At 38.1% G+C, this 12,788-nt stretch carries 10 protein-coding genes, 2 tRNA genes and 1 rRNA gene; 9 read left to right on the forward strand and 4 right to left on the reverse strand.

Annotated elements, in window-relative coordinates:
* Positions 1-2 precede the first annotated feature (2 nt).
* The 6 genes from M0214_RS10575 to M0214_RS10600 all read left to right on the forward strand — a co-directional run bounded on the left by M0214_RS10575 (position 3) and on the right by M0214_RS10600 (position 6,549).
* Entirely contained in the window at positions 3-1,079 is a 1,077-nt protein-coding gene (locus M0214_RS10575; protein WP_248722538.1) for an LptF/LptG family permease, read from the forward strand.
* A complete protein-coding gene (locus M0214_RS10580) occupies positions 1,066-1,995 on the forward strand; it encodes a DMT family transporter (RefSeq protein ID WP_248722539.1) in 930 nt (309 codons plus the stop codon). Before M0214_RS10575 ends, M0214_RS10580 begins: the two co-directional genes overlap by 14 nt.
* A 60-nt stretch (positions 1,996-2,055) precedes the next feature.
* Positions 2,056-3,009: an acetyl-CoA carboxylase carboxyltransferase subunit alpha gene (locus tag M0214_RS10585; protein WP_248722540.1), complete on the forward strand. Its 954-nt coding sequence runs from the start codon at positions 2,056-2,058 to the stop codon at positions 3,007-3,009.
* Positions 3,010-3,176: 167 nt separating this feature from the next.
* Complete coding sequence (gene dnaB / locus M0214_RS10590) at positions 3,177-4,718, forward strand: replicative DNA helicase (protein ID WP_248722541.1); 1,542 nt, start codon at positions 3,177-3,179, stop codon at positions 4,716-4,718.
* A gap of 132 nt (positions 4,719-4,850) precedes the next feature.
* Positions 4,851-6,035, forward strand: a complete 1,185-nt coding sequence (locus M0214_RS10595; RefSeq protein ID WP_371873559.1) for an asparagine synthetase B — start codon at positions 4,851-4,853, stop codon at positions 6,033-6,035.
* Positions 6,036-6,126: 91 nt separating this feature from the next.
* Positions 6,127-6,549 carry a secondary thiamine-phosphate synthase enzyme YjbQ gene (locus tag M0214_RS10600; RefSeq protein ID WP_248722543.1) on the forward strand — a complete coding sequence of 141 codons (423 nt, stop codon included), beginning with the start codon at positions 6,127-6,129 and terminating at the stop codon, positions 6,547-6,549.
* A 68-nt stretch (positions 6,550-6,617) separates the two neighbouring features.
* Here the strand turns inward: M0214_RS10600 and rplT are convergent, their stop codons facing one another.
* The 4 genes from rplT to thrS form a co-directional block, all read right to left on the reverse strand.
* Positions 6,618-6,962: a 50S ribosomal protein L20 gene (rplT, locus tag M0214_RS10605; RefSeq protein ID WP_248722544.1), complete on the reverse strand. Its 345-nt coding sequence runs from the start codon at positions 6,960-6,962 to the stop codon at positions 6,618-6,620.
* A 104-nt stretch (positions 6,963-7,066) separates the two neighbouring features.
* Positions 7,067-7,264: a 50S ribosomal protein L35 gene (gene rpmI, locus M0214_RS10610; protein WP_129761794.1), complete on the reverse strand. Its 198-nt coding sequence runs from the start codon at positions 7,262-7,264 to the stop codon at positions 7,067-7,069.
* Positions 7,265-7,327: 63 nt separating this feature from the next.
* On the reverse strand, positions 7,328-7,846 hold the full coding sequence (gene infC / locus M0214_RS10615; protein WP_256467965.1) for a translation initiation factor IF-3: 519 nt from the start codon (positions 7,844-7,846) through the stop codon (positions 7,328-7,330).
* Between the two features lie 68 nt (positions 7,847-7,914).
* Complete coding sequence (thrS, locus tag M0214_RS10620; RefSeq protein ID WP_248722545.1) at positions 7,915-9,849, reverse strand: threonine--tRNA ligase; 1,935 nt, start codon at positions 9,847-9,849, stop codon at positions 7,915-7,917.
* Between the two features lie 905 nt (positions 9,850-10,754).
* Between thrS and M0214_RS10625 the strand changes: the two genes are divergently transcribed.
* The 3 genes from M0214_RS10625 (at position 10,755) to M0214_RS10635 (ending at position 12,739) form a co-directional block, all read left to right on the forward strand.
* Positions 10,755-12,274, forward strand: a 16S ribosomal RNA gene (locus M0214_RS10625).
* Positions 12,275-12,420: 146 nt separating this feature from the next.
* A tRNA-Ile gene (locus M0214_RS10630) sits at positions 12,421-12,494 on the forward strand.
* Between the two features lie 171 nt (positions 12,495-12,665).
* A tRNA-Ala gene (locus M0214_RS10635) sits at positions 12,666-12,739 on the forward strand.
* Positions 12,740-12,788 lie beyond the last annotated feature (49 nt).

Genomic DNA, 12,788 nt, shown 5'->3' on the forward strand with positions numbered 1-12,788 from the left:
TAATGAAGATACTAGATTGGTATATATTAAAGCGGTATTTGCTAACATTTACTATGATGTTGCTCCTGTTCGTTCCCATTGGAATAACAGTACATCTTGCCGAAAAAATAGGAAAGATTCTAGATAGTGAAGCGCCACTGCCAGAAGTTTTGCAGTATTTCTTGGATTTCACCATTTATTTTGCAAATTTACTATTTCCGTTATTTCTATTCTTATCGGTGATTTGGTTTACCTCTAAACTTGCAAATAATACAGAAATTGTTGCTTTTTTAAGTTCTGGAGTATCCTTTACGCGTTTTTTACGGCCTTATTTAATTGGTGCTACAGTTGTAGCCCTTTTTTCTTTGCTTCTGGGTATGTTTTTGGCACCCAAAGCAAGTGAGGGCTTTAATTGGTTTACCTATACTTATCTTAAAAAGAATAAAAAAGATAGAGACAATAGTAATGTCTTCAGGCAGATTAACGACAACGAAATTATTTATGTGAGTAGTTTTGATGACAATACTAACTACGGACGTAATTTTACGCTAGAGCATTTCGAAGACAACAAATTAAGTTACAAAATAACAGCTACCACCATAAGGTATATTGAGGAAGATACAATATTCAAGATGAGTGATTATGTAAAAAGAACCATCGGAGAAAATGAAGATGTGTTTGAGCGGCTTACTTCCAAAGATACTTTATTCGATTTCAATGTAGCCGACTTAACCCCTCCAATTTACGCTGCTGAAGTTTTAACTTATGGTAAACTAAAACGCTTTATTGAAAAAGAAGAGGCAAGGGGGTCTGCTAATGTAGGGAGGTTTAAATTAGTGCTTTACAGAAAATGGAGTCTCCCCGTGTCTGTTTTTATTTTGACCATAATTGCTGTAGCGGTATCATCAATAAAAAGGAGAGGTGGCATGGGAGTGAATTTAGCTCTTGGGATATGTATCGCCATGGTTTTTGTTTTTTTCGACAAGGTTTTTGGTGTCATGGCAGAACAATCAGATTTCCCACCGTTGGTAGCAGTCTGGTTTCCTAATGTCATTTTTGGTATTTTAGCAGGATACCTTCTATATAATGCCAAACGCTAAGAATACCTTATTTCGTGACACCTCCCATCTTAAGAATTATTTTCATTTACATTTTTTAGTTTTTATTGCAGGTTTTACTGCTATTTTAGGAGAGCTTATCAGCATTAAAGCCATTCCTTTGGTTTGGTTTAGAATGGTTATGGCTGCCTTGTTAATGCTCATCTATATCAGGGTTAAAAAGGTTAGGCTTGCTATAAACTTAAAGTCGTTTATAAAACTATCATTAGCGGGTATTGTTATCGCTGCACATTGGATTTGCTTTTTTGGAGCTATAGATGAAGCTAACATATCTATAGCACTGGCCATGTTTTCCACAGGAGCATTTTTTGCTTCTTTTTTAGAACCCATAATTTACAAGAGGAAGGTGATATGGTATGAAATACTTTTTGGAATCATAGTTATAATAGGAGTATTCATAATAACAAGTAGTGAAATAAAATATCTCTCTGGAATCGTACTTGGAATTTCTTCTGCATTCTTTTCATCCTTATTTGCAGTGCTAAACGGTAGTTTTTTAAAAAAACATACGGCTACAGTAATTTCATTTTATGAATTTTTAAGTGGTGTAATCTTTATTAGTCTATACCTAGTATTTTTCACAAATGAGTTTCATCAAGATTTCTTTAATATTGGCAAATCAGACTATGTCTATCTTTTTATTTTAGCCTCGGTTTGTACGGCCTATGCTTTTATTGCTTCGGTTCATGTTATGAAATATATTAGTCCATACACAGTTGTTTTAACTTATAATTTAGAGCCAATTTATGGCATTTTAATGGCGATAATTCTATTTCCAGAAAAAGAGAAAATGACGCCGTCCTTCTACATAGGTGCAATAATTATACTCATAACAGTACTCTTTAACGGAATCCTCAAAAATTCAAGAAGACTAAAAAGAAAAAAACTTAGAGGTTAAACAAGTTTAAAGTTTTTATATTTGTAACCTAACCAAAATTAATAGCCAAAAGGAATTCTCATGGAATATTTAGAATTTGAACTTCCAATAAAAGATCTAGAGGAACAGCTTCAGAAGTGTGAAATTATTGGAAAGGAAAGTGAAGTAGATGTAAGCGAGACCTGTGCTCAAATAGAGAAGAAGTTAAAAGCAACACGAAAAGATTTATATAAAAACTTAACACCATGGCAGCGCGTTCAGTTGTCACGCCACCCCAATAGACCTTATACAATGGATTATATTACGGCCATTTGTGGGGGTTCTTTTTTAGAGTTACATGGTGACAGGAGCTTTAAAGATGATAAAGCCATGATTGGAGGCCTAGGGAAAATTGGTGACCAGAGTTTTATGTTCATAGGCCAACAAAAGGGTTACAATACAAAGACAAGACAATACCGAAATTTTGGAATGGCTAACCCAGAAGGGTATCGTAAGGCCCTTCGTTTGATGAAAATGGCAGAGAAGTTTGGTATTCCTGTAGTTACGCTTTTAGATACGCCAGGTGCCTATCCTGGTTTAGAAGCAGAAGAGCGTGGACAAGGTGAAGCTATTGCAAGAAATATTTTAGAAATGACCAGATTAGAAGTACCCATTATCACTATAATAATTGGTGAAGGAGCTTCAGGTGGTGCTTTAGGTATAGGTGTTGGTGATGTTGTGCTCATGTTAGAAAACACATGGTATTCCGTGATTTCTCCAGAATCTTGTTCTTCTATTTTGTGGCGCAGTTGGGAATACAAAGAGCAGGCCGCAGAGGCTTTAAAGCTTACTGCAAATGATATGAAGAAACTTAAATTGGTCGATGGTATTATCAAAGAACCATTAGGAGGAGCTCATAGAGATAGGGAAAAAACATTTGCAACAGTTAGTGATACCATTTTAAAAAATTATGAGTCATTGAAAAACTTATCACCAAAAGATTTAGTATCCAAACGTATGGATAAATATGCCAATATGGGTGTGTATAAAGGGTAACCCTTTTAAAACCAAAGCATATAAAATCTGAAGTTTTCCAGCTTCAGGTTTTTTTTGTCTTATTCACAATATTTTTAAGTTATTAACAGTTGAATTGTTAACAGTCAGTTAAAATCCAATGTTATCTAATTGTTAATAGCATTGTCATTTTAGTTACTTTCGTAATCATGAAACAACCTAACCAGCTCCAAGGATATAGAGTAGATAAGAGTACTCTAATCAATTTAGAAAAAGGAAAAATACCTCCTCAAGCAATTGATTTAGAGGAAGTTGTGTTAGGTGCTATGATGATTGATAAGAAAGGTGTCGATGAAGTCATTGATATCTTAAGTCCAGAAGCATTTTATAAAGAAGCGCACCAATGTATTTTCGAGGCTATATTTCAACTCTTCGAAAATAGCGAACCAATAGACTTATTAACCGTTTCTACGCAATTAAAGAAAAATGCGAAGCTAGAGATGGTCGGAGGTGATTTTTACTTGATTTCCTTAACACAAAAGGTGTCTTCATCTGCGCATATCGAGTTTCATGCTCGCATTATTTTGCAGAAGTTCATACAGCGCAGTCTTATCAAAATTTCCAACGAAATTATAGAGGATTCTTACGATGAAACAAAAGATGTTTTCGATTTGTTGGATAAGGCAGAATCTAAATTATACGAGGTCACCCAGGGTAACATTAAAAAGTCTAGTGAATCTGCTCAAGAACTGGTAATTCAAGCAAAAAAGAAGATTGAAGAGATTTCTAATAAAGAAGGCTTAAGTGGTATTCCTACAGGCTTTACTAAACTTGATAAATTAACGTCTGGTTGGCAACCATCCGATTTAATTATCGTTGCTGCAAGACCAGGTATGGGTAAAACGGCATTGACGCTTTCAATGGCTAGGAATATTGCTGTAGATCAAAATATTCCTGTTGCCTTTTTCTCTTTAGAGATGGCTTCAGTGCAGTTAATTACCCGTTTAATTTCCAGTGAAACAGGTTTGTCTTCAGAAAAATTAAGAACCGGTAAGCTAGAGAAACATGAATGGGAGCAGCTAAACGTTAAGGTTAAAGGTCTAGAAAAAGCACCTCTGTTCATAGATGATACCCCTTCGCTTTCTATTTTCGACCTTAGGGCTAAAGCAAGGCGATTATCGTCTCAACATGGTATTAAATTGATCATGATTGATTATTTGCAGCTTATGACGGGGGGGAGTAGCCATGCCGGAAACAGGGAGCAAGAAATATCGATGATTTCGAGAAACTTAAAAGCGCTTGCAAAGGAATTGAACGTTCCTGTAATAGCACTATCTCAGTTATCGCGTGCTGTTGAAACCCGTGGTGGAAGTAAACGTCCGTTGTTATCAGATTTACGTGAATCTGGTGCTATCGAGCAAGATGCCGATATTGTAAGTTTTATTTACAGACCTGAATATTATAAAATCGATGAGTGGGATGATGAAGAACGCTCACCAACCGAAGGTCAGGCAGAATTCATAATTGCCAAGCACAGAAATGGTGGTTTAGAAAATATTAGGTTGAAGTTTTTAGGGCACCTTGGTAAGTTTGATAATCTAGACGATTTCGATTCGCCGTTCGAGTTCCATTCTAAAATGAATGCTGCTGCTAACGACGATACGTTTAAGTCTGATGATTTTAAAGCCAGCCCAGACCAGGCGTTTGGTAGTTCTTTCAATGATGAAGACGATAGCGACGTTCCGTTCTAAATTAATCTTCTGTTAAAGGCTTTAATTCAAGAGGAAAATTTAAGTATCTTTCCAGCAATGAAACATGTTGTTGCCCTCATACTATTCTTGTCTTTTTCTGTTAATGTTTTTGCATCCTATATTCTTGTACCTATGGATGTCGAGAATCAAAAGAATCATTTAAAAGCTTATGGCATTACCTATTGGGTGCTAAAAAAAGAGTTAAAAGTGAAGTGGTTACTTAACTACAGAGGAGGTTCTTTTTTAATTCCGGATACCGAAGCAATTCAAAAGGAGTGTCAAATACGAGGTGTTTCTTTCGAGGTGATATCTAACACTATGGCCGAAACGATTTTGGAGGATATTGCAAGCCCCAGTAAGAACATGGAAGCCGTAGTTTTAGAAAAAGCGCCTAAAATTGCAGTATATACACCAAAAGGAAAGCTCCCATGGGATGACGCTGTTACCATGGTTTTGAAATATGCTGAAATTCCTTATGAAACGGTCTACGATGAGGAAGTATTAAATGATAATTTATTGCTTTACGATTGGCTACACCTTCACCATGAAGATTTTACCGGTCAATACGGTAAATTTTATGGCATGTACAGAGCAGCCTCATGGTATATAGAAGAAAAGAAGACAGCAGAAGCTTTAGCAGCTAAGTTAGGCTATTCTAAAGTATCTGAACAAAAGCTCGATGTAGCTTTGAAAATAAGGGATTATGTAGTTGGAGGAGGGTTTATGTTCGCCATGTGTAGTGCTACCGATAGTTTTGATATTGCCCTATCGGCCGAAGGTACTGATATCTGTGAACCTATGTTCGATGGTGACGGCAGTTCGCCAAGCTATCAAAACAAAATAGACTATTCCAAAACATTTGCCTTTGAAAATTTTATACTAGAACGCAGTCCGCTTATCTATGAGTTTTCATCTATAGATATGACAAGAAGACGGAGTGTGTCCAGAACAACAGATTATTTTACACTTATGGAATTTTCTGCAAAATGGGATCCAGTGCCTACCATGTTGTGTCAAAACCATACGGCATTGGTAAAAGGGTTTATGGGGCAGACGACTTCTTTTTCTAGAGAGGAAATTAAGTCCAATGTTTTGGTTCTTGGTGAAAATAAGATAAATGGCGAAGCCAAATACATTCATGGTATAAAAGGAAAAGGGTTTTTTACTTTTTATGGTGGTCATGATCCTGAGGATTATCAGCATAGGGTAGGAGATTCTAAAACAGAGTTAGATTTACACCCCACATCTCCCGGTTACCGTCTCATACTAAATAATGTATTATTTCCTGCTGCTAGAAAAAAGAAGCAGAAAACCTAAATACTTTACTATTTGGTTTAGATGATACTTGCTTTTTACACAACATACTTTTGTAAAAAAACGGGAAAACATAAACCGGTTTATAACAATAATGAAATTTTTTCAAGAACAAATAAGATTAACTCCCTATCCTAGAGGTTTTCATTTAATTACAGATGACGTATTAAGAGCAGTCCCAAATATCAAGGATATCAAGATTGGGAACCTTCAGGTTTTTATTAAGCATACTTCTGCAAGTTTAACTATTAACGAAAATGCTGACTATACAGTGAGAACAGACTTTGAAAGTCATTTTAATAAGATGGTTCCAGAGAATGCACCATATTATGAGCACACTTATGAAGGTTCAGACGATATGCCTGCGCATATAAAAGCCTCTTTGTTGGGAGCTTCGGTTCAAATTCCTATAACCAATGGCAAACCTAATTTGGGAATTTGGCAAGGTATCTACTTGTGTGAACATAGGAATTATGGCGGGGCTAGGAACTTGGTGGTTACTATTTTTGGAGAATAAAAAAATCCGATTCGTTAGAATCGGATTTTTATTAAGCGAGATATATGTTTTACAATAGGCTAAGCGCCTTATTTTACTTTGTCAATTACAGCTTTAAAAGCTTCAGGGTTATTCATAGCTAAATCCGCTAAAACCTTACGGTTTAATTCGATATTGTTAGCTTTTAATTTCCCCATAAATTGAGAATAAGATAAACCATGTTCTCTGGCACCTGCATTAATACGAGTAATCCATAAAGCACGGAAAGTTCTTTTCTTATTTCTACGGTCTCTGTACGAATATTGCATCGCTCTGTCAACCGCATTTTTAGCTACTGTCCAAACATTTTTACGTCTTCCAAAGTAACCTTTTGCTTGTTTGATAATCTTTTTTCTTCTAGCTCTTTTAGCTACAGAATTTACTGATCTTGGCATAATTTTTAATTTTTTTGTAGTGGGCGTTCTATATTTATTTTAGAATCTTTGTATTGGCCACACTCCAGGGTTTATAATTTATTTAACCAATATTAAAACTGGTGTTACTTTAAACGTAACATGGTTTTAATATTATCTTCGTCAGACTTATGTACTAAAGTGTCATGAGTCAACGCAAGCTTACGCTTCTTAGATTTTTTAGTCAAAATATGACTCTTAAAAGCGTGCTTTCTTTTAATCTTACCAGTACCTGTTAACTTAAAACGTTTCTTGGCACTAGATTTTGTTTTCATTTTAGGCATTTCTTCTCCTAGTTTTAATTATCTCGCTTAATCTTTTATCATGCTGAATTATTCAGCATCAATCTATTTCTTCTCCTTTTTAGGAGCAATAAACATCGTCATACGTTTTCCTTCAAGCTTTGGCATTTGTTCAACTTTACCAAACTCTTCTAAATCTTGAGCCAAACGTAATAACAAAATTTGTCCTTGCTCCTTAAATATGATGGAACGTCCTTTAAAAAACACAAAGGCTTTAAGCTTTGCACCTTCCTTTAAGAACTTCTCACCATGTTTCTTTTTGAATTGATAATCGTGGTCATCGGTCTGAGGACCAAATCTAATTTCCTTGATTACCACCTTACTAGCTTTTGCTTTTAAGGCCTTTTCACGTTTCTTTTGTTCGTAAAGAAACTTTTTATAATCCATAACTTTACATACCGGAGGGTCTGCTTTTGGTGAAATCTCAACTAAATCGAGTCCTTGATCTTCCGCTATGGCTTTTGCATCACGTATTCCGTAAATGCCAACTTCGACATTATCACCTACAAGACGTACTTTTGGTGATGTAATTTTAGAGTTAATTCTGTGTTTGTCTTCTTTAATAACTCTTTGAGGCTGTCTTCTTCTTCTAATTGCTATGGCTTATCTATTTTTAAATTAAACTTATTTCTTTAGAACGATTTTAACGTTTTACTAATCTCTTCTTTTATAATTTCTGAGAAAGATTCAATGGTCATCATGCCTAAATCTTCTCCTCCGTGTCTACGTACGGTAACTTTGTCTTCTTTTTCTTCTTGTTCACCAATGATGAGCATAAAAGGGTATTTTTGCATTTCGGCTTCCCGAATTTTCTTCCCTATGGTCTCGTTTCTATGGTCTACAAGGCCGCGAATTTCGGCATTTTCCAGCAAATTTAAAACTTTTTCAGAGTATTTTTCATATTTCTCGCTGAGAGACAATATGATACACTGTGTTGGCATTAACCAAAGCGGGAAATTACCACCTGTATGCTCAAGTAAAATAGCAACAAAACGTTCCATACTTCCAAAAGGTGCCCTATGTATCATTATAGGTCGGTGTAGCTCGTTATCACTGCCTTTGTAAGTAAGGTCAAAACGTTCAGGTAAATTGTAATCTGCCTGAATAGTTCCAAGTTGCCACTTTCTTCCCAAAGCATCTTTTACCATGAAATCTAACTTTGGACCATAAAAGGCAGCTTCACCTTCTTCAACAATAAAATCCAATCCTTTATCTGTAGCTGCATTGATTATAGCTTGCTCCGCTTTTTCCCAGTTTTCAACATCACCAATATATTTGTCTGGATTTTGTGGATCCCTTACAGAAACTTGAGCAGTAAAGTCCTCAAAACCTAAAGACTTAAATACATAAAGTACTAGGTCAATTACGTTTTTGAACTCTTCATCCAATTGGTCTGGTGTACAAAATATATGGGCGTCATCCTGAGTAAATCCTCTAACTCTTGTTAAACCATGTAACTCGCCACTTTGCTCATACCTGTATACAGTACCAAATTCAGCATATCTTACAGGTAAGTCTTTGTAGCTCCATTGAAAACTATTGTATATTTCACAATGGTGCGGACAGTTCATAGGTTTCAGTAAAAACTCTTCATCATCTTTGGGAGTATGTATTGGTTGGAAACTATCTTCACCATATTTAGCGTAATGCCCAGAGGTAACATATAAATCCTTTTGTCCAATATGTGGAGAAACCACCATTTCATAACCAGCTTTCTTTTGGGCCTTCTTTAAAAAGTTTTCCAAGCGTTCACGCAAAGCAGCACCTTTGGGTAACCATAACGGTAAACCTTGTCCAACTTTTTGGGAAAAAGTAAATAAACCTAATTCTTTTCCAAGTTTTCTGTGATCACGTTTCTTGGCCTCTTCTAATAGGTGTAAATATTCCTTAAGTTCTTTTTGTTTAGGGAACGAAATACCATAAACACGAGTTAACTGAGGTTTGGTTTCATCACCACGCCAATAGGCACCAGCTACACTCAATACTTTAGCAGCTTTAATGATTCCCGTATTTGGAATATGGCCACCGCGACATAAATCCGTAAAAGTAGAGTGGTCACAAAACGTAATGGTGCCGTCCTCTAGGTTTTCAATAAGCTCGGTTTTGAACTCATTATCCTTATATAATGCAAGAGCTTCGGCTTTACTGGCAGAACGCATTTTAAATTCATGCTTGCCGCGCGCTATCTCCAGCATTTTATCTTCAATGGTCTTAAAATCTTTTTCAGATACTACATGCTCACCAAAATCAACATCATAATAAAAACCATTTTCAATAGCAGGTCCAATGGTTAATTTTACTCCAGAATACAATTCTTCAATAGCTTGAGCTAGTACGTGAGCAGAAGAATGCCAGAAAGCCGTTTTACCTTCATCATCTCTCCATGTGTATAATACTAATGAGCCATCGGTGGTTAAAGGGGTTACGGTTTCAACGGTTGTACCATTAAAATTTGCCGAAATCACGTTTCTGGCTAACCCTTCGCTAATACTCTTAGCAACATCCATTGGTGTAACGTTTTCTTCAAACGCTTTAACACTACCATCTGGTAAAGTAATATTTATCATGAAATAAAATTAAAATCCGGCTGCAAAGATAACAGTATATCCAAATCCACACAATATATATATAAGTATAATTTTCACCTATTATATAAGAATAGTTTTTATTGGCGTTCCCTTCGTTCCTCGGTCGGGCTATCACTACTCAATCTTTTTGCTTTGGGGCAAAAAGGATTTCAGACATGCCGTTCCATCCCTAACGCGACATTCCGCTAGAACAATCTCGAGGCCAAGATAGGGGCGGGGTCACTTGTAGTGTCATTATATCTTATATGTATATCTGTAAATGTGCTCCTCCGCCTTCAGTTGTTGTTTCACTCTTCACTATTAATTATTCCTTGTTCACTGTTCACTGTTCATTGTTCATTGTTCATTGTTCATTGTTCATTGAGTCTTGGGTCTTGGGTCTTGGGTCTTGGTTTTAATAAATTTTCCGTACCTTGTAATTTCCGATTTGTCCCAGGTATATATTTTTGTGTATTTTTTTTGTTTTGTAACCACTTGGTTCTAAGGGGCTAAAAAAGGTGGTTCAAAAAAGATTCAAAAAAGATTGAAAAAGTTCTTGCGGAAACGGAAAAGGGTCGTATGTTTGCACCCGCAAAAACGGGGTAGCTATCCCGGGAGTGCGAACGTTCACAGGGATATTGTATAGGGAAAAAAGCAGAAAAAAACTTTTTTCAAAAAAAATATCAAAAAGTATTGTGGAGTAAAAAAAAGGGTTTTATATTTGCACCCGCTAAACGAGGAAGCGAGTTTAGTAAAGATAAAAAGAGTTCATAGACATATTGAAATTGACAGCGTAAGAAGCAACTTTTCGGAGTTGTTTCGAACAAGAGAATAGACCATTTTGAGAACCTTGAAATTCTACTGTTCGTTAATTAAGACAGGTCAACAAAAGACCTAAAAATTTAACGATGAAGAGTTTGATCCTGGCTCAGGATGAACGCTAGCGGCAGGCTTAACACATGCAAGTCGAGGGGTAACGGAGAGAGCTTGCTCTCTGCCGACGACCGGCGCACGGGTGCGTAACGCGTATGCAACCTACCTCTTACTGGGGAATAGCCTCTGGAAACGGAGATTAATGCCCCATAGTATCGAGAGTCCTCCTGGACATTCGATTAAAGGTTACGGTAAGAGATGGGCATGCGTCCTATTAGCTAGATGGTGTGGTAACGGCACACCATGGCAACGATAGGTAGGGGCCCTGAGAGGGGGATCCCCCACACTGGTACTGAGACACGGACCAGACTCCTACGGGAGGCAGCAGTGAGGAATATTGGACAATGGGCGGAAGCCTGATCCAGCCATGCCGCGTGCAGGAAGACTGCCCTATGGGTTGTAAACTGCTTTTGTACGGGAAGAAACACTCCTACGTGTAGGGGCTTGACGGTACCGTAAGAATAAGCATCGGCTAACTCCGTGCCAGCAGCCGCGGTAATACGGAGGATGCAAGCGTTATCCGGAATCATTGGGTTTAAAGGGTCCGTAGGTGGACCGGTCAGTCAGAGGTGAAATCCTGCAGCTTAACTGTAGAACTGCCTTTGATACTGCCAGTCTTGAGTCGTTGTGAAGTGGTTAGAATAAGTAGTGTAGCGGTGAAATGCATAGATATTACTTAGAATACCGATTGCGAAGGCAGATCACTAACAACGTACTGACACTGATGGACGAAAGCGTGGGGAGCGAACGGGATTAGATACCCCGGTAGTCCACGCCGTAAACGATGGATACTAGCTGTGCGGCTTCGGCTGTGTGGCTAAGCGAAAGTGATAAGTATCCCACCTGGGGAGTACGTTCGCAAGAATGAAACTCAAAGGAATTGACGGGGGCCCGCACAAGCGGTGGAGCATGTGGTTTAATTCGATGATACGCGAGGAACCTTACCAGGGCTTAAATGTAAGTTGCATGATTTAGAGATAGATCTTTCTTCGGACTACTTACAAGGTGCTGCATGGTTGTCGTCAGCTCGTGCCGTGAGGTGTCAGGTTAAGTCCTATAACGAGCGCAACCCCTGTTGTTAGTTGCCAGCGAGTAATGTCGGGAACTCTAACAAGACTGCCGGTGCAAACCGTGAGGAAGGTGGGGATGACGTCAAATCATCACGGCCCTTACGTCCTGGGCTACACACGTGCTACAATGGCCGGTACAATGAGCAGCCACTGCGCGAGCAGGAGCGAATCTATAAAACCGGTCTCAGTTCGGATCGGAGTCTGCAACTCGACTCCGTGAAGCTGGAATCGCTAGTAATCGGATATCAGCCATGATCCGGTGAATACGTTCCCGGGCCTTGTACACACCGCCCGTCAAGCCATGGAAGCTGGGAGTGCCTGAAGTCCGTCACCGTAAGGAGCGGCCTAGGGTAAAATCGGTAACTAGGGCTAAGTCGTAACAAGGTAGCCGTACCGGAAGGTGCGGCTGGAACACCTCCTTTCTAGAGAAAGACGACGGTAGGTTAAAGTTTTAAGTTTAAAGGATAGTCTGTTCTTTTGCTGTCAATTTTCAAAATATATTGGTCACAAGGCATTAGTTGTTAGTCATAAGCTAAAAGCTAACGGCTAAGTGCTAACGACTAAACAAAGTCTCATAGCTCAGCTGGTTAGAGCGCTACACTGATAATGTAGAGGTCGGCAGTTCGAGTCTGCCTGAGACTACTGAGCAAGCTGGAGCTTGCGAGTTAAAAGTTAAAAGTTTACTTGTAGCTTTTAAAAAGTTCATTAAATACTGAAAGGAAATTCTAGAAGTTGGGCAACCAGTTTTGCAGTACGCAGTAAGCAGTACACAGTAGCTGAATACTGAGGACTGAGGACTGCCGGCTCAAACAAGGGGGATTAGCTCAGCTGGCTAGAGCGCTTGCCTTGCACGCAAGAGGTCACCGGTTCGACTCCGGTATTCTCCACGGATGATTAACAATTATTAATTAATAGTTGTTAATTGAAACGTTCATT

The organism is Seonamhaeicola sp. ML3, assembly GCF_023273855.1.
Taxonomy (GTDB): domain Bacteria; phylum Bacteroidota; class Bacteroidia; order Flavobacteriales; family Flavobacteriaceae; genus Seonamhaeicola.